The sequence below is a fragment of the Rothia sp. 110740021-2 genome (genome assembly GCF_054263775.1).
Genome location: NZ_JBSZFE010000001.1, coordinates 951,915 through 970,086, shown reverse-complemented (window position 1 = coordinate 970,086; position 18,172 = coordinate 951,915). Strand labels below are relative to the sequence as shown.

The 18,172-nt window shown below is 57.1% G+C and carries 15 protein-coding genes; 4 read left to right on the top strand and 11 right to left on the bottom strand.

The features are described 5' to 3' along the window. Positions 1-68: 68 nt before the first annotated feature. Positions 69-1,781, bottom strand: a complete 1,713-nt coding sequence (locus ACUXHH_RS04040; RefSeq protein ID WP_458390874.1) for a formate--tetrahydrofolate ligase — start codon at positions 1,779-1,781, stop codon at positions 69-71. Positions 1,782-2,012: 231 nt separating this feature from the next. Beyond that, the gene (locus tag ACUXHH_RS04035; RefSeq protein ID WP_279740073.1) at positions 2,013-3,056 is read right to left on the bottom strand and encodes a zinc-dependent alcohol dehydrogenase family protein; all 1,044 of its coding nucleotides are present in this window, start codon (positions 3,054-3,056) and stop codon (positions 2,013-2,015) included. A 1,477-nt stretch (positions 3,057-4,533) separates the two neighbouring features. Between ACUXHH_RS04035 and ACUXHH_RS04030 the strand changes: the two genes are divergently transcribed. Beyond that, entirely contained in the window at positions 4,534-5,100 is a 567-nt protein-coding gene (locus tag ACUXHH_RS04030; protein WP_458390873.1) for an ImmA/IrrE family metallo-endopeptidase, read from the top strand. Between the two features lie 4 nt (positions 5,101-5,104). Further along, a complete protein-coding gene (locus ACUXHH_RS04025; protein ID WP_458390872.1) occupies positions 5,105-5,491 on the top strand; it encodes a hypothetical protein in 387 nt (128 codons plus the stop codon). A gap of 256 nt (positions 5,492-5,747) precedes the next feature. On the opposite strand, the gene nrdF is transcribed toward ACUXHH_RS04025, so the two are convergent. The 5 genes from nrdF to ACUXHH_RS04000 all read right to left on the bottom strand — a co-directional run bounded on the left by nrdF (position 5,748) and on the right by ACUXHH_RS04000 (position 11,739). Beyond that, complete coding sequence (nrdF, locus tag ACUXHH_RS04020; RefSeq protein ID WP_049352870.1) at positions 5,748-6,725, bottom strand: class 1b ribonucleoside-diphosphate reductase subunit beta; 978 nt, start codon at positions 6,723-6,725, stop codon at positions 5,748-5,750. Positions 6,726-6,872: 147 nt separating this feature from the next. After that, positions 6,873-9,053, bottom strand: coding sequence for a class 1b ribonucleoside-diphosphate reductase subunit alpha (gene nrdE, locus ACUXHH_RS04015; protein WP_458390871.1), 2,181 nt, complete (start codon positions 9,051-9,053; stop codon positions 6,873-6,875). Next, the gene (nrdI, locus tag ACUXHH_RS04010) at positions 9,026-9,556 is read right to left on the bottom strand and encodes a class Ib ribonucleoside-diphosphate reductase assembly flavoprotein NrdI (protein ID WP_279740078.1); all 531 of its coding nucleotides are present in this window, start codon (positions 9,554-9,556) and stop codon (positions 9,026-9,028) included. Before nrdI ends, nrdE begins: the two co-directional genes overlap by 28 nt. A gap of 74 nt (positions 9,557-9,630) precedes the next feature. Beyond that, entirely contained in the window at positions 9,631-9,855 is a 225-nt protein-coding gene (gene nrdH / locus ACUXHH_RS04005) for a glutaredoxin-like protein NrdH (protein ID WP_005505794.1), read from the bottom strand. A gap of 774 nt (positions 9,856-10,629) precedes the next feature. Further along, entirely contained in the window at positions 10,630-11,739 is a 1,110-nt protein-coding gene (locus tag ACUXHH_RS04000) for an App1 family protein (RefSeq protein ID WP_279740085.1), read from the bottom strand. 162 nt (positions 11,740-11,901) lie between these two features. Between ACUXHH_RS04000 and ACUXHH_RS03995 the strand changes: the two genes are divergently transcribed. Further along, positions 11,902-12,966, top strand: coding sequence for a polysaccharide deacetylase family protein (locus tag ACUXHH_RS03995; RefSeq protein ID WP_458390870.1), 1,065 nt, complete (start codon positions 11,902-11,904; stop codon positions 12,964-12,966). 165 nt (positions 12,967-13,131) lie between these two features. After that, on the top strand, positions 13,132-13,857 hold the full coding sequence (locus ACUXHH_RS03990) for a DsbA family oxidoreductase (RefSeq protein ID WP_458390869.1): 726 nt from the start codon (positions 13,132-13,134) through the stop codon (positions 13,855-13,857). A gap of 168 nt (positions 13,858-14,025) precedes the next feature. Here the strand turns inward: ACUXHH_RS03990 and ACUXHH_RS03985 are convergent, their stop codons facing one another. The 4 genes from ACUXHH_RS03985 to ACUXHH_RS03970 all read right to left on the bottom strand — a co-directional run bounded on the left by ACUXHH_RS03985 (position 14,026) and on the right by ACUXHH_RS03970 (position 18,093). After that, positions 14,026-14,298 carry a hypothetical protein gene (locus tag ACUXHH_RS03985; RefSeq protein WP_279740090.1) on the bottom strand — a complete coding sequence of 91 codons (273 nt, stop codon included), beginning with the start codon at positions 14,296-14,298 and terminating at the stop codon, positions 14,026-14,028. Positions 14,299-14,341: 43 nt separating this feature from the next. After that, positions 14,342-15,307 (bottom strand): polysaccharide deacetylase family protein, encoded by a 966-nt coding sequence (locus ACUXHH_RS03980; RefSeq protein ID WP_458390868.1) that lies wholly within the window; start codon positions 15,305-15,307, stop codon positions 14,342-14,344. A gap of 176 nt (positions 15,308-15,483) precedes the next feature. Further along, positions 15,484-16,884, bottom strand: coding sequence for a glutaminase (locus ACUXHH_RS03975; RefSeq protein WP_279740094.1), 1,401 nt, complete (start codon positions 16,882-16,884; stop codon positions 15,484-15,486). Positions 16,885-17,139: 255 nt separating this feature from the next. Further along, a complete protein-coding gene (locus ACUXHH_RS03970; RefSeq protein ID WP_458390867.1) occupies positions 17,140-18,093 on the bottom strand; it encodes a cation diffusion facilitator family transporter in 954 nt (317 codons plus the stop codon). Between the last annotated feature and the right edge of the window lie 79 nt (positions 18,094-18,172).

Below are 18,172 nucleotides of genomic sequence, written 5' to 3'. Positions count from 1 at the left end.
GCGCCTCTCCCCCGCTGCGGGGAAGGAGCGCCGCCTCCACTAGCTATAGATTAGCTAACACAGTCGCCTTAAGACAGGCCGACCATCACGCCGTTCTCATCGAAGCCGATGCGCTCAGCTGCGGGGCTCTTGCTCAGGCCCGGCATAGTGCGCATGGTGCCGCAGATAGCGTAGACGTAGCCAGCACCAGCAGCCAGGCGAACCTCACGCACGGGGAGGGTCCAGCCGGTCGGCGCACCCTTCAGAGTTGCATCCGACGAGATGGACAGGTGAGTCTTAGCAATAACCACCGGCAGGTGCGAGTAGCCCAGCTCAGCGAAACGCTTCAGCTGCTTAGCGGCAGCGGGAGCAATAGAGATGCCGTCCGCACCGTAGACCTTGGTGGCAACCTTCTCAATCTTGGTCTCGATGGAGTCCTCAAGATCGTAGGTGTACTTCAGGTCCGAAACGTCGTCACATGCCTCAGCAACCACGTTGGCCAGGTCGGTGGTGCCCTTACCGCCCTCAGCCACACCACGGTGGATAGCGACGCGAGCGCCAGCTTCCTCAGCGATACGGCGGATGGTCTCGTGCTCGGACTCAAAGTCGGTCGGGAAGGCGTTGATTGCCACAACCGGCTGAACACCGAAGTTGCGCACAATCTCGATGTGCTTCTTCAGGTTCTCTGCACCCTTCTCCACGTCGGAGGGGCTTTCCTGCAACATACCTTCGGGCAGAGGCTTGCCCGGAACAATCTTGTACAGGCCGGAGTGGGACTTCAGGGAGCGCACGGTGACAACGAGCACTGCTGCGTCCGGCTTCAGGCCGGAGACGCGGCACTTGACGTTGAAGAAACGCTCCGCACCCATGTCTGCGCCGAAGCCAGCCTCGGTAATCACGTAGTCGGAGTACTCCAGACCAACATAGTCTGCGACCACGGAGGAGTTACCGGTTGCAATGTTGCCGAAGGGACCGGCGTGAATCAGAGCGGGGGTGTGCTCCAGGGTCTGCAGCAGGTTCGGGTTGATAGCGTCTGCCAGGATGACGGACATTGCGCCGTCAGCCTTCAGATCGGCTGCGGTGACGGGCTCGCCGTCGTAGTTCAGGCCGATAACGATCTTTGCCAAGCGCTCGCGCAGGTCCTTGAAGGAGGTTGCCAGCGAGAGAATCACCATGATTTCGGAGGCGCTGGTGATGTCGAAACCGGTCTCGCGGACCACGCCGTCCATGCGTTCGCCCAGGCCCACGACGATGTTGCGCAGGGAGCGGTCGTTCATGTCGATAACGCGGCGCCACTCGATTGCACGCGGGTCGATGCGCAGCTCGTTGCCGTGGTGCAGGTGGTTGTCAATCATGGCGGCAAGCAGGTTGTGTGCTGCGGTGACGGCGTGGAAGTCGCCGGTCAGGTGTAGGTTCAGCTTCTCCATGGGAACGATCTGGGAGTAGCCGCCACCTGCTGCGCCGCCCTTGATGCCGAAGGTCGGGCCCATTGCGGGCTGACGCAGAGCCAGGACTGCCTTGCGGCCCGTCTGGGCGAAGCCCTGTGCGAGGGAGACGGAGGTTGCGGTCTTACCTTCACCGAGGGGGGTGGGGGTTACTGCGGTAACCACGATGTACTTGGAGCCGCGCTTGCGGGCGGTCTCTGCGTTGGTGGTTTCGTCGAGGAGGACCTTAGCAACGTACTTGCCGTAGGGGTCAAGGCGATCTTCGCTGATGCCGTTGTCCGCTGCGATCTTATTGATAGGCCAAAGATCGGCGGCAAGTGCGATTTCGAGGTCGGAAGGGAAAGGCTTCTTCGTCATTGTCATCCTTCGAGTTGTACGAATCATGCTCTTTTATTCTATGCCTTGGCTCACTCATTTGTCCCTCACCTCGCCGGAAGGTGGCGAATAAACTCAATTTTTAATGCACTAATCCCCGCAACCGGGGCCCTACTCTCACGTGGAACGAGCAGGGTCAGTGCGGGGATCAGTAGCTCTTACATGCCGGTTGCCGGTGCAAGAAAGCACAAGAACCGGCAATACGATCGGCTATTACGGCATAGTCAGCAGAACCTTGGTGGCGGTACGCTGGTCCATTGCCTCGTAACCCTTAGCTGCCTCGTCAATAGGCAGAACCAGGTCAAATACCTTACCGGGCTCAATTTCACCCTTGTAAATCAGGTCGATGAGGGTCGGCAGGTACTTGCGCACGGGGGCGGGGCCGCCCTCCAGGTGAACCTGCTTGCCGAAGAGCTTATCGGTGCCGATGGAGCTGTCGTGCGGCACACCTACGAAGCCGATGTAACCGCCGTGGCGTACACAGCCGAGTGCCTGGTCGAAAGACTGCTGGGAGCCAACAGCTTCCGCGACGCCGTGCGCGCCCACGCCGTCGGTGAGCTCCAGAACCTTGGCGATACCCTCTTCGCCGCGCTCTTCCACGATGTGGGTTGCGCCGAATGCCTTAGCGAGCGCCTGACGTTCCGGGTTGCGGGACATGATGATGATCTTCTCTGCGCCGAGCTGCTTAGCGCCGATGACTGCGCTCAGGCCGACTGCACCGTCGCCAACAACGACGATGGTCTTGCCGGGGCCTGCCTGCGCTGCGTCTGCTGCGTACCAGCCGGTGCCGAGCACGTCGGATGCCGCCATCAGGTGCGGGATCTGCTCTGCGGTGGGTGCGGCGGGGGTCTTGACGAGGGTGCCGTCTGCGAAGGGTACGCGGGCGTATTCTGCCTGGGTGCCGTTGGAGCGTGCGCCAATGAAGGCATCGCCTGCTGCGATTGCCTTGAGGCAGCGGGAGGGATAGCCTGCGGTGCAGGTTTCGCACTCACCGCAGGAGATGCAGAAGGAGCCTACGACGAAGTCGCCGGGGGCTACGGTGTTGACTTCGGAGCCGATTTCTACGACCTCGCCGATGTATTCGTGACCCATTGCGCTGTGGTCAACGGGCTGTGCGCCGCGGTAGGGCCACAGGTCGGAGCCGCAGATACAGGATGCTGCGAGTTTGATGATGGCGTCGGTGGGTTCGAGCAGGGTCGGCTTCTCAACTTCGTTGACGACAACCTTGCCGGGGGCTTCCATAACAACTGAACGCATGATGTTCCTTTCAAATCTGCGTTGATAGTTAGTCGTATCAGAGTACGCCCCGCACCCCGATATATCAATAATTTTTTATGCTACGGGGTGAAGGTAAAAATTCCGGCAACCGGAACCGGCAAAACCGATCTCACTCCCCTGCTTCTCCGCCGCTTCCGTGCCAGGTTAAACCGGGGAATCCTGGGCATCCCGGCACGCTAAATAGCCCGGTTAAACGGCGGAACCCCCGCGCATCCACGGTGGATACGCGGGGGTTCCGCTCGGTTTATTCAGTCTGATAGCTAAAGGCAAGAAAGGGGGCTCAGAATTCCCAGTCCTCAAACACCACCTCTAAAACTCTGCCCAGTAAAGGCTTTCACCTGATTTTAAAATATTTTGACCATAGTTACCCAAACAAAGCACCGGCAACCTTTTCGACGGCGTCTTGTTCCATCTCATCGAGCGCATGCTGATACCGCACCAGAATGGATGTGGAAGACTATCACATAATATCTACCGTCATCTACAGACTAACGCCCATAGCAAGAAACACAGTTGCCGCGGTAGGCCTAGAACCATGCCCCTGCACCTCTTCTATAACTTTGCGAGACGGTGAATTTGTTCCAACATTGCAAGTCTCATTGAGCATAACGAAGTCATCGCGGTCGACGGTAAAGGCTACCCCCATTTCTGCCATAGGCATCAAAGCCTCAACCCTTTTAGATCCTGTCACTAGACGCAACTGTCTTTGCTATTTGCAGTGTTCTCGTAGCATTGCCAGGAATGGTGAGGCAGTAGGATGATGCGTATGCTGGCTTTGTTTTTGGGTGGTTCTGTGCGCATGCCCCGTGTCTTTTGGGGCAATGTTGGGCGTGTACTTTTCCACTGCTGGGGTGGCCAACAGTATCCTGTTCGCCCCCCCCGTTGCGACAGGGTCTAATGATAATGACAGATGATTCTTTCAAGGAGGGGTGCAGTAGGTTGGGCCCGCTACAGGTTCAGGCTGGTGTGGTGGTAATGCGGGCGAGCCAAGCTTCGTTTGGAATCAGCTAGAGATTGTGTACGCGGGAGCTTTGATTTTCCCATCTTCTAAAGAAACCCGAAGTTTTGGCATAGGAAATCCTTTTCCTATTACAGTATTTAGGCCATTGTTTCTTCCTTGCAGAAAGTTCAGGGCGCTTTCATATACTTCGGCGTCGGATAGCTGGTCTGTGACTAAGTATCCTTTTATGGTCGGTCCCGCTAACAGATTCCTGATATGATACACGTATTAGGCGACCTCTTGCCTTCGCCCACTGGTTTGCAAAGCTAGCGATTAGGGATTAAGGATAGCCAGAATAACCTCTGACATAAAAACTAACCTAACCCATTACCTTTAAGGTAATCTAGAAAAAAGTAATCATGAGACCTGGTGCACTTTGTGCACTCAAAACTCCTCTGTTGCGGTGTGCAACAGGGACAAAACATGCACGCCACGTACAAGAAAGGAGTGAAATCAATGACTGGTACAGCACCTGAACCAGTTGCGCACCCCGCCCCGAGACAGGAAGAACCTCTTGTCTATCAGGCCGCGCGACAAGAAGCAGACAAAATACTAGCAAGCTTCGGGGATGCTCTCACATTCCCCGTTGATCTCGGCGTTGTCTCTAATCTCATGTATGCACGCATGCGTCTTGATAACCAAATGGATGACATGTCAGGCATGATTGTCAAGAATCCTGGCATGCCCGCAGAAATTCTCATAAACTCCTACGACCACCCAACACGGCGCCGTTTCACTTGGGCACACGAGCTCGGTCACCTAGCCGAGCGCACAACCGTGGCAAGAGACTTTGAGTATTCCTTCGTTGACTGGCGTTCCACTAGCGGCGTTCGGAACTACACTGTTCACGAATTCTACGCCGATGAATTCGCTGGTGCCCTATTAATGCCAGCGTTTAAAGTGAAAGAGCTAAAAGAACAAGGAAAAAGCACCGTTGAGATGGCACGCTTCTTTGGTGTCTCCCCTGCTGCTATGGACATGAGACTCCACCGACTCAGCGTAGACCCAGAGCAAGGAAGATAAGCATATGGTAGCCGCTAAATCAGGATTCTCACAATATCACGATAGCGTAGCGAGACAGCCCATTTCGCAAGGTAGCACAGCCGATGTATTACCAGATGAGCAGGCCCAACGAAAGCTAAAACTGACTAATGATGGAATAGAACAAAATCTGTGGCATCAGAAGATACTGTTTTACTTCATCATTGGAATTGTCCTTATTTCGGTTGTGTCCATCATTGCAGTTAACGCTGGTGCAGCCATCGGGGGTACGCATCTTGAAGCATCCGTACTGGTTTCTTTTAATGCAGCTATCGCAGTCCAATCCTTCCTCTTGCTTGGCGTCCTAGCACGGTCGTTATTCCCTACAGCACCAAAGGGTAAGCAAGACCCACAAGACAGTAACGAAGCGTAAAACAAGCAGAAGCCCCGACAACCACCATTGGTTGCCGGGGCTTAGACATTATTTAGATGTAGATAACCTCTGGTACTGGTTTGAGTACTGCGACCCAGCCTACACACAGCGATAAGATAGCGAAAAGCGCCCCACCTGTCTCCTTTGTGTAGGAGATATGTGGGGCGCTTCTTTTTGTATATCTGGTACGAGTGACAAGGCTAGTTCTCGACCATAGTTAAGTTCTGCGGCCTAGAATGGCCCTGAGTGTAATCCGTTAGAAGTCCCAGTCCTCGTCCTCGGTGTTCACAGCCTTACCAATCACGTAGGAAGAGCCGGAACCGGAGAAGAAGTCGTGGTTCTCATCAGCATTCGGGGACAGCGCCGACAGGATCGCCGGGGACACGTTCGTCACGGATGCCGGGAACATCGGCTCGTAGCCCAGGTTCATCAGAGCCTTGTTAGCGTTATAGTGCAGGAACTTCTTAACGTCCTCGCTCCAACCCACACCGTCATACAGGGAGTGGGTGTACGCCACCTCATTCTCGTACAGTTCGTACAGCAGGTTGAAGGTGTACTCCTTCAGCTCTGCCTGACGCTCCGCAGACTCCTTCGCCAGGCCGCGCTGGAACTTGTAGCCAATGTAGTAGCCGTGCACTGCCTCGTCACGAATAATCAGACGAATCAGGTCAGCGGTGTTGGTCAGCTTCGCGTGCGAAGACCAGTACATCGGCAGGTAGAAGCCCGAGTAGAACAGGAAGGACTCCAGCAGAGTGGAGGCAACCTTCTTCTTCAGCGGGTCGTCACCGGTGTAGTAGGACAGAACAATCTTCGCCTTCTTCTGCAGGTGCTCATTCTCAGAAGCCCAGCGGAACGCCTCGTCAATCTCCTTAGTGGAAGCGAGGGTCGAGAAGATCGAGGAGTACGACTTTGCGTGCACGGACTCCATGAACGCGATGTTGGTGTACACGGCCTCTTCGTGCGCGGTCACAGCGTCCGGCAGCAGGGACACTGCACCGACAGTACCCTGGATGGTGTCCAGCAGGGTCAGACCGGTGAAGACGCGCATGGTCAGCTGCTTCTCTTCCTCAGTCAGAGTCTTCCAGGAGGGTACGTCGTTGCTCAGCGGCACCTTTTCCGGCAGCCAGAAGTTACCGGTCAGACGATCCCAAACCTCAAGGTCCTTCTCGTCCTCAATACGGTTCCAGTTGATAGCCTCAACCACGTGGTCGACGAGCTTCACCTTTTCGCTCATTAGTAATTCTCCGATTCTTAAGGGGCGATTACGGTCCCACGCGCGCTCAGCCAGTCGCGCAAGCGGTTTGCGTGTTCACCGTAACCGCCCCTTCCAGTCTTTAGTTATAGTGTGCCAGCTCAGGCTGAATGCGTCACAGCATTCAGGCTAAAGCATGCAGGATACGCAGCCTTCAACCTCAGTACCCTCAAGAGCCATCTGACGCAGACGGATGTAGTAGATGGTCTTGATGCCCTTACGCCACGCGTAAATCTGGGCGCGGTTAATATCGCGGGTGGTTGCGGTATCGCGGAAGAAGAGAGTCAGCGACAGGCCCTGGTCCACGTGCTGGGTTGCCACAGCGTAGGTGTCGATGATTTTCTCGTAACCAATTTCGTAGGAGTCCTGGTAGTATTCCAGGTTCTCGTTGGTCATGTACGGCGCCGGGTAGTAGACTCGGCCGAGCTTGCCTTCCTTACGGATCTCAATCTTCGAAGCGATCGGGTGAATCGAAGAGGTCGAGCCGTTGATGTAGGAGATGGAGCCAGTCGGCGGAACAGCCTGCAGGTTCTGGTTGTACATGCCGTACTGTGCCACGTCAGCAGCCAGCTGAATCCACTCTTCACGGGTGGGGATGTGGTGCTTAGCGAACAGTTCGCGGGTACGCTCGGTCTGCGGTGCCCATTCCTTCTCAATGTACTTGGCGAAGAACTCACCGGATGCATACTTCGAGTTCTCGAAGCCCTCGAAACGCTGACCGCGTTCCTTAGCAATCTGCATGGAGGCGTGGATTGCGTGGTAGGCGACGGTGTAGAAGTACATGTTGGTGAAGTCTAGTGCTTCTTCGGAACCGTAGTAGACGTGCTCGCGTGCCAGGTAGCCGTGCAGGTTCATCTGGCCCAGACCCACGGCGTGGCTCATGTTGTTGCCGCGCTCGATGGAGGGTACGGAGCGGATGTCTGACTGGTCGGAGACGGAGGTCAGCGAACGAATTGCGGTTTCCACGGTCTTGCCGAAATCTTCTCCGTCCATGGTCAGTGCAATGTTCAGCGAACCGAGGTTGCAGGAGATGTCCTTACCGACGGTCTCGTAGCCAAGGTCAGCATGGTAGGTGGACGGCTCAGAAACCTGCAGGATCTCGGAGCACAGGTTGGACATGATGACCTTACCGGCGATGGGGTTCGCGCGGTTAACGGTGTCTTCGAACATCACGTAGGGGTAGCCGGACTCGAACTGAATCTCTGCGATGGTCTGGAAGAACTCGCGTGCGTTGATCTTGGTCTTGGTGATGCGTGCATCATCGACCATCTCGTAGTACTTCTCGGAAACGTTGATGTCGGAGAAGGGCACACCGTAGATGCGTTCCACATCGTACGGGGAGAAGAGGTACATGTCCTCGTTCTTCTTCGCCAGCTCGAAGGTGATATCGGGGATGACAACGCCCAGGGAGAGGGTCTTGATGCGGATCTTCTCGTCAGCGTTCTCACGCTTGGTGTCCAGGAAGGCGTAGATGTCGGGGTGGTGTGCGTGCAGGTACACGGCACCGGCACCCTGACGTGCGCCGAGCTGGTTTGCGTAGGAGAAGGCGTCTTCCAGCAGCTTCATGACGGGGATAACGCCCGAGGACTGGTTCTCAATCTTCTTAATGGGCGCACCAGACTCGCGCAGGTTGGTCAGAGCGAATGCCACACCGCCGCCGCGCTTGGAGAGCTGCAGTGCAGAGTTAATGGAGCGGCCGATGGACTCCATGTTGTCTTCCATGCGCAGCAGGAAGCAGGAGACGAGCTCGCCGCGCTGCTTCTTACCTGCGTTGAGGAAGGTCGGAGTTGCCGGCTGGAAACGGCCGGAGATAATCTCGTCGACAATGTCTTCGGCGAGCTTCTCGTTGCCTTCTGCCAACAGCAGTGCGACCATGCAGACGCGATCTTCAAAACGCTCCAGGTAGCGCTGACCGTCGAAGGTCTTGAGCGCGTAGGAGGTGTAGAACTTGAAGGCACCCAGGAAGGTCGGGAAGCGGAACTTCACGGCGTAGGCGCGCTTGAACAGGTTCTTAATGAACTGGAAGTTGTACTTGTCGAAGAGTTCCGGCTCGTAGTACTGGTTCTCGATCAGGTACTCGATCTTCTCTTCCAGGTCGTGGAAGAAGACGGTGTTGTTGTTGACGTGCTGCAGGAAGTACTGACGTGCCGCCTGGCGGTCTGCATCGAACTGGATCTGGCCGTTCTCATCGTAGAGGTTCAGCAGTGCGTTCAGCTCGTGGTAGCTCATACCCTTGAACTTCTCGGGCACGCTCTTGCCGTTGTGGCCTGCACCGAGAGTTTCTAGTGCTGAGGGCAGTTTTGCGTCCAAAATGCTTCCAATCCTTCGTTGACTTTTTCTACATCTGAATCGGTGCCCATGAGCTCAAATTTGAAGAGCACGGGCACATCGCACTTCTTGGCGACAATGTCTGCCGCGATACCGAAGAGCGGACCAAAGTTGGTGTTGCCGGAGCCAATCACACCGAGCATGTGGTGGCGATTCTGCTCCACGTTCAGGAATTTAACCACCTGCGGGGGAACGTTACCGGCGCCTTCAGGCTTGCCGTAGGTGGGGACGATGAGCACGAACGGCTCATCAAGAATGAGGGTGTCTTCGCCGGTGCGCAGCGGCAGGCGGAGGCGGCGGGCACGGATCTTCTCCACGAACTTGTGGGTGTTACCGGAGATGGAGGAGAAGTACACGATGAGCGGCGCTGTGCCGTCCAGTTCGGCCTCGGTCGCTCGACCCTCGGAGGCGTTGCGTGCATCCAGAAGGATCTTGCGGATTTCTGCGTGCTCGTCGACGGGGTTGGGCGTGAGGGCGGTACTCAATCTGTACTCCTTATTCTCGTGTGCCGGTGTGGTTCCGTGCCGATTTTCCGTTTGTACGGGTTTCGGCAGGGCTGTTACGCTGCCAGAGCGTTAATCTTGTCGGGCTGGAAGCCGGACCAGTGCTCGTCACCTGCAATGACAACGGGTGCCTGCATGTAGCCGAGGGACTTGACCATTTCGAGGGCCTGAGCGTCTTCGGTGATATCAACCTTGGTGTAGCTGATACCCTTCGCGTCGAGGGCGCGGTAGGTCATGTTGCACTGGACGCACTGGGGCTTGGTGTACACGGTCACTACCATGGGAATGCCTCTTACTTTCTCCCGCTCAGGCGGGCTTATCTCGTGAATGAATCGGGTGTGTTTCGTTTATGGCTCACCATGTGTTGTTTACGGCAGGTGCGGTGCCGTCCGCTGCCCCCTTCTAGTGAGGTGTGGCGGTTTCCTGCGCTAGGGCAGGGCCCATAAAAGTACCGTAGTGGTGGAACCGAGTATTAATACTACATCTAGTGTCGAGATTTTTCTTCGCCACAAGATGATGTGGTGCAAGGGTCGTGTTTCGTTCGATAAACCCACAGCTGAACCCACTTAAGAGGGGGTGCCTACAGCTTATCCACACCTTCCCATAGGACTGGTTCGCTGGATTTTCGCGGAGTACGCCGGGTTATCCACAGGTGGGGTTTAAGTTGGTCAGGATTTTTAAGGGTTCATTCGCCCGCCAAGTTGAGGTTCAGTTAACCTCATGTATGCTTTCGGGGGCATAAAACCCGACAGATCCGGGCTTGATTTTAAAGAGATCTTAACTCTCACGCGTTCTTGCGCGGAACAGCGGGGTTTTAAAGCAGAACGGACTTTCTTAAAGACGAGGGTTGACCCCCTTCGAGCGGGTTTAAGCTATGTGATTAAAGCTGTAGAAAAGATTTTTAACTCTTTTCTAGTAACCGGTGTGTCGTGGGTTTAAGTTGTTTAATTCCGCTGAAACAGTAAAACCCACCGCAGATACCGCTATTTCACGGTACTCACAGTGGGTTTACAAGCCATAGGCACAGATTTTAGCAACCGGTGAGCAGTGGCCGGCTAGAAATCGATCAGACCCAGCTCACGCAGCTTCTTACTCAGCGTTATGCCGTCAGTGGCTTCAATCCACAGCGGCGAGCGCATCATCTGTTCGGCACGATAGTCACTCCACACGCGACCGGAGGCGAGCATGCTCTCCCCCACCGTCAGATTGCGGATGACGATTGCCGCCACGTTGTCCGGGTAGCGTACCGCGAAGCCGTTGTAGATGTACGGGTCACGCTGCCCGTCGTCACCGACGAGGATCCACTTCATCTGCGGGAATTCCTCGGCGAGGCGGCGTAGGGACTCAACCTTGTGATTGGTGCCGGAGCGGAACCAACGGTCGGGGGTGGGGCCCCAGTCGGTGAGCAGGAACGTGCCGCGCGGGTAGCCGTTGCGGCCGAGGAAGCGGCGCAGGGTCGGGGTGATGTTCCAGGCGCCGGTAGACAGGTACATGAACGGCGCATCCGGGTGGCTGCGGCGGATACGGTCGGTCATGACCGCCATGCCGGGGGTGGGGATGCGTGCGTGCTCGTCGAGGATGAAGGAGTTCCAGGCGGCAACCATGGGGCGCGGCAGCATGGTGACCATGACGGTGTCATCGACGTCCATGATGACGCCGAGCTTCTGGCTTTCGGGAACGATGTAGACGCTGGTTGCTACAGCACGAGAGCCGGGCACGTACATGATGACTTCGTGTATGCCGGGTTCGAGGTCGATGCTAAGTTTGACGTCAAGCACGCCGCCGTGGTCGGTGTACGCCTCATACTTGGTGCCGTCAATGACGATGGTGACGGGTGCATCGGACATTGCGGTTGCAGTGAAGGAGCGCCAGCCGCGCATGGGGTTGGCGGTGTCTTGGGTTCCTTCTACAACCTGCAGGAGGCGTTCGAGGTTGACCGTCTTGTAAACTGCGCGGGCGATGACGCGGACCCAGCCGGGGTTGCCGTCGGAGGCGGTGCGACCGTAGCCTTCGGTGGGCACGAGGATAGGCTCACGGCCAGCGGCGATAGCGTGCTTTTCGCGCCACCTGTGCAGCCGGTCAGCAACACGGTAGCCGATGTTGACTGCCTCGTCGGCAGCATCATTCACAAGGTTGCGCAATTCGTGAGTGCCCAAATTCTCCATCCCACTAGTGTAGCGGAGCGTTACCGGCTTGAGGCTTCTTAATTTTGTGTTCTTATACTTAATACTGTGGTGCTGAGCGTGCGGTGTGATGTGCACATTATTTAGGGATGTATTCGCTGTTCAGCTTCGTTCCTTGCAGGTGGGGGCGTTATCCTGGAGAGTATGACCCACTCACAGCCTAACCGCCGACTTTTTGTGCTCGGCACTGCTATGCTTCCGCTGCTTGCTGCCTGCTCGAAGAAGTCAAATGACTACGACGGCACCAGCGGCTATTTCACTCCGTATCAGGCTGGCGGCGAGACCACTGCTGCTACTCGCCCCGCAGCCACGAATTCACCGACCGTTGCTGCTGTTGGCAACCCGGTTGATAAGCCGCGCGAATGGCCCGGCATTGGCAATTCCCTCATTGGTGACGGCAAGTATATTGCGTGGACTGTTGATGACGGCGCGAGCCCGGAGGCGATTCGCGGCTACGCTGAGTTTTCGAAGCGTACGAATACGCGCCTGACATTCTTCATTAACGCTTCGTACACCGGTTTTAAGGAGCATGTGTCATTGCTGCGTCCACTGGTTCAGAGCGGCCAGATTCAGGTTGCGAACCACACCTACAGCCACGCCGACCTGACCACCCTGGACGCTGAGGGTGTGAAAGAAGAGCTGCAGCGTAACGAAGACGAAATTATGAGCATGTTCGGTGTCTCGTCAAAGCCGTACTTCCGCCCGCCCTACGGCCGCTACAACGATGCGGTGCTGAAGGCTGCAGGCGAGATTGGCTTTACCCGCCCGGTCATGTGGAACGGCACTACCGGCGATGAGGCGAAGACGAGCGCCCGCGTGATTTACACGCGCTGCATCCGCTACATGCTGCCGCAGCAGATTGTGCTGGGTCACTTGAACTACGAGACGATCATCCCGATTCTCGATAAGGTGAAGGGCCTACTCGATGACCGCGGTCTGACTGCGGTGACGATTCACGACTACTACGGTGACGCATCCGAGGAAGAGATTAAGGCGGCAGCGCCCGAACCGACTCCTACCCCGGAGGAGAACACCCCGGCACCCGAGCAGACCGCTGAGGCACCGGAAACCCCTACCCAGAAGTCTACCGTTGAGGCTCCGACTCAGGCACCAACCACCCGCTATGAGGATGAGGTAGCGGCAAACCAGCAGGCTACGACTGCACCTGTGGCTACTGCCACTACCGCTCCGGCGGCTTCCCGTCGATAGGCTCGCGTATATCGTGTGTGCTAAGCCCCCTTGGCTCCGGTTCCCATGCGGAGCGGCACGAGGGGGCTTTGCCATGCCCGGCAGGAATAAACGTGGCAGCCGGGGTGTTAGGTGGTCGTACAGTTACGGCAGTTGCCGTGTCCTAGTGTGAGAGGAATAGATACTATGCGTATTGATATTTGGTCCGATATTGTGTGTCCCTTCTGCTACGTGGGCAAGCGTAACTTGGAGCTGGCGCTCGCCGAGTTTGAGCACCGTGACGAGGTCGATGTGGTGTGGCATAGTTTTGAGCTGGACCCGTCGGCTACGGAGCATCCGGCAGGTTCGCTGCCTGAGCTGATTGCAAGCAAGTATCAGATGCCGTTGGAGCAGGCGATTGTGAGCCAGGAGTCGTTGGCGGAGCGTGCCCGCGAAGTCGGTTTGGATTTCAATTGGCGGCAGGCACGTTACGGTAACACCTTTGATGCGCACCGTGTGATTCATTATGCGTCCGAGCAGGGTTTGGCGGCGGCGGCGCAGGAGGCGTTTAAGATGGCGTACTTCACGGAGGGCCGTTCGGTGCAGGATCACGAGTCGATTCTGGATATCGCCTCTGAAGTTGGTTTGGATACCGCCGAAGTTGAGGCGGTGTTGAAGAGCGATCGTTATGCGGCGGATGTGCGTGCTGATGAGCAGTTGGCGCACCAGCTGGGTATTAACGGTGTGCCGTTCTTCTTGTTTGAGTCGAAATGGGCGGTGAATGGTGCGCAACCTGCGGAGGCACTGTTGCAGGCGCTGCATCAGGTGTGGGAGCAAACTCACCGCGTTGAGTTCCTGAACCCGCTGGCTACCGAGAACGCTCAGGCTCCTGAGGCTGGCGCGTCCTGCGATGTGAACGGCAACTGCTCCTAGCGGCGGCTCTGGCTAGAGCCGTCCTGGAGAGGCCGCTACTCCCCTAGCGTCCCCCAGTTGGCCCCCTCAGATATAGCGAAACCCCCTCGTACTATTTCTAGTACGAGGGGGCTTCAGCGTATCAGCATAGAATCCGCACAGGGTAAGAACCTGCGGGTAGCAGGGAGGTTAGCGCGGCTGGTAGGCGCGAGCACGCTCAGCGCGAGCACGGCGCGCCTCCGCATCCTGCAGAATCGGCACCAGCATACGCACCAGCTGGCCCATGCCGCGCACCACCAAATTCAGCCACAAACCAACAGACCACACCGCCGCCACACGCGGATGCCCCGTGCGCATCCACCGCACACCCAGAAAAGACAGCGAATAATACAGCAGAAGCAGCAGCGGCTCACGGAAACGGTGCACCTGTCGAACGATAGGATTCTGAGGAAGCTTCATCATGCCTCCCAGTATACCCGCCGGCCTTCAAACCTACTCGCTGGAGTCACCCGTAATAGTCACGAATCGTCACCGTCGTCAAACCGCGCCGATCTAACAACGCCCGAATACGGTCCAACTCAGACACCACACCCCGATAATTCAAATGCCCAATCACAATATGCTGAGCCAAAGCGTACTTCTCCGCGTAGGCATACACCTCAGCCGAAGAAATATTAGACGAATCCGCCAACGACCCGTACCACAGAACCGGGCGCGTAAAACCACACGAGGCCGCAGCCGCCAACACGCGCGCATCATAATACCCGTACGGCGGGCGGAAATACGGCTTCGAAGACACCCCAAAAAGCCGCATAATCTCCTCATCATTACGGGTCAGCTCACGCACAATCTGCTCATCCGTCAAACTCGTCAACGCCGGATGACTATACGTATGGTTTGCAATCTGCAACTGCCCACTCTTCACCAGCGGCAACAACAGGTCACGATGCTGCTTGAATGCCGGATACTGACAGTTCACAAAAAACGTCAGACGTGTACCGGTACGGCGGGCAAACTCCGCGTAGGCGCGCACCACCTCCGGGTCGGCACCGTCATCAACCGTCCACGCAATATACTTACCCTCACCGGGAAGGCCGGTCTGCGGGCCAGTCCAGGTGCGCGCTACGGGAACCGGGTTTGACGAGGCAGCAGTCGCAGAAGCGGTCTTAGACACCGCGGCGGTTGGCAAAGGAGTCGCAGAAGCATTACCCGACGCGCTACCCGAGGCAGAACCACCAGCCGACGCCCCGTGGGCATCTTTCGCCGCGGGCGGGGTGCAGCCGCTCAGTCCAAGACCCAGCAGACCAAAACCCGCAGTACCCAGACTATAGGTACCAATATGCTGTAAAAGTTCCCGTCGACCGATGGAGGCGCGGGCAGAGGCGCCCGATATCATGTGATCAGTCGCGGGGTTGGCGATAGCAGATTGACGAGGAGTGATAGGTGTTTCTGGGTGTGGAACAGTGTTCATATTATGAGTGTATAGCGGGGCATGCCCTGAGCTATCGAAAAATTCAAAATATTACATTATGAACAATAAAGCCCCTTCCCGCAATGCGTTCACTTCAGAACGCACCCCGGAAAGGGGACTTCAAACACGCATCCGGCAGTCAGCCGCACAGATACGACCCAGCTCAAAAAACACACCTACTCAGATTCTGAAGCTACCGACTGCTGCGCCTCAGCAGGCTCCAGCGCATTCAGCGCCTCTATGGCCGCCGCCTCCGCAGCCTCTTCAGCATCAGCCTCAGCCACACGCTCACTATCCGACTCGGCAGAAGTCACCGCCGCCGGGTTCGTCAGAACCTTCACGCCCATACTACGTAGAGCATCCGTATCAGTAATCGTCTCATCATTATCAATCAGATACACCTTGTACCCGTCATTCCGCAGGCGACGCATCAGCTCCAGGAGCATGCTCTGAGCGACCTCATCCACCGCGTACACGCGAGTAACATCCAGGGCGACCTTCGAACCCTCTAACGGAGATTCCACAATCTCACGAATCACACGCTCCGCACCCGCAAAACGGATACGGCCCTGCAGCTGAATCAGGCGCATAGACTCATCACCCGAACCGACCTGGTAGTTCGCGCGCAACGCCGAACGAGCCACCGTCGGAACGTTCATCACATGCATGCCCATGTCATCAGAGAACTGCTCAAACAGCTCCACACCACGCACACTGTTACCGTGACCATCCAGGCGCGGCGAGAACGTCGCCACACCCAGCTGACCGGGCACCGCACCAATAATGCCGCCGCCCACGCCGCTCTTAGCCGGAACACCCACCTGGGTCGCCCAGTCGCCCGCAGCGTTATACATACCGCACGTGAACATGACGCTCAGCACCTGACGCACCACGTCCTTAGGGACCACTTGCTCACCCGTCACCGGATGCACACCATAGTTCGCCAAAGTCGCCGCCATCAACGCCAAATCCTTGACCGTCACCATTAGCGAGCACTGGCGGGTGTAACCCTGCACCGCCACGGTCGGGTCACCGGTCAGGATGCCGTGACCGCGCAGCATGTGCGCAATCGCGTAGTTGCGGTGCGCGTGCTCCAGCTCAGACTCATACACGCGCTCATTCACCGACAGGCGGCGGCCTGCAAACGCAGACAGACCAGAAATGACGCGTTCCATGCGCTCGCCCTGAGTCGCACCGGGAGGACCCACCAGCGAATGGGTGGTAATTGCGCCGGCGTTAATCATCGGGTTCAGCGGCTTACCGGAGTCATCTTCCAGGGACAGCTCATTGAACGGCTCGCCGGAAGGCTCCACGCCCACCTTCGCAAGCACGTCATCATAGCCGCGGTCCGCGAGCGCTAGGGCGTACACGAACGGCTTAGAAATCGACTGGATCGTGAACTCCACATCAGAGTCACCGGCGGCGTACTGCTCACCATCAACCATGGCGATGGACGCGGCAAGCTTGTCCGGGTCCACGGCGGCAAGTTCCGGAATGTAGTTTGCCAGCTCACCGGAGGTATCAGAAGCGACCGACTCGAGGGTCTCGGTCAGGTAAGTGGCAATAGGTGAATGCATAGTATTCCGTATCTGCTGCTAATCGTGGTTTTTCTCGTCAACAATTCGAGGATGCGACTGCCGGCTGTGCCATTACAGGCCGGCTAGTGCGGCAATCCCCCACAAGCTGCGAAGCCTGTCAATGTATGCGGGTGAGGAGCACCTTTTGCTCCCTAATGAGTGTATCTTTTGCGTAGTTGAGCTACCAAATATACGGTAGGCACTCCCCTGCCATTTCGGCCCGCAGAAATCATACACGCAGGGTTTTCAGGTGGCTTAGGGGTGGCGAATCGAAGCCGGCTCACGACCACCCAACTCGGCAGTCTCCAACTGGAACGTTGAATGCTCCACCGACACCTCAAAATGGCTCGCCACACATGAACGGATACGGTCCAAAATCGCCACCGCAGACCCGTCACGGAAACACGAATCGGCAACCACCACGTGCGCGGTCACCACCGGCAGGCCGGTCGCCACCATCGAGGCGTGCACATCGTGCACTTCTACAACGCCGTCAACGCGTAGCATGTGCTCACGCATCGCATCCAGGTCCAGGCCGTCCGGGGTGAACTCCATGAGCACCGCAGTCGTCTGCTTCATCAGACGCATCGCACGCGGCACAATCAGCGCCGCAATAAGCAGACCGGCAAGGGCATCCGCCTGATAGAAGCCGGTCAGCCAAATCACGATAGCTGCCAGAATCACACCCAACGAACCCAGGGCGTCATTGAGCACCTCCAGGAACGCGGCACGCATATTGAAGTTCGTGTTCCTCGCCGTAGCCAGCACCGCAATACCAATAGCGTTCGCGACCAGGCCAACCACACCAAAGATCAGCAGTTCGGTGCCGGGTACCGCCGGCGGGGCGAACAGGCGATGCACGCCCTCCACCGCCGTGTAGATACCCACCGCCAGCAGCAGCACCGACTGTCCGAGGGCGGAAAGCACCTCAATGCGCCGGAAACCCCATGTATGGCGGGACGTCGCGGGCCGGGTCATCAGTGAAGCCGCTGTAAGTGCTACCAGCAGGCCTGAGGCATCCGCCAGGGCGTGCGCCGTATCAGTCAGCAGCGCAAGACTTCCCGTGACCAACGACCCAATCGCCTGAGCCAACACAATAACGACCGCCAAGCTGAACGCAATCAGCAGACGCGGACGCATCGAAGCGGCGTCCTCCGGGCTCGGGGCATGCGAATGGTCGTGCCCATGGTGATGTTTGTGTGCTCCCATGAGTGGCTCCTCAACTACTCACTACACCGTCAGCTCTAAAGAATTGTCGGCTACCAAAACCTACCGGCAGATAGCAAAA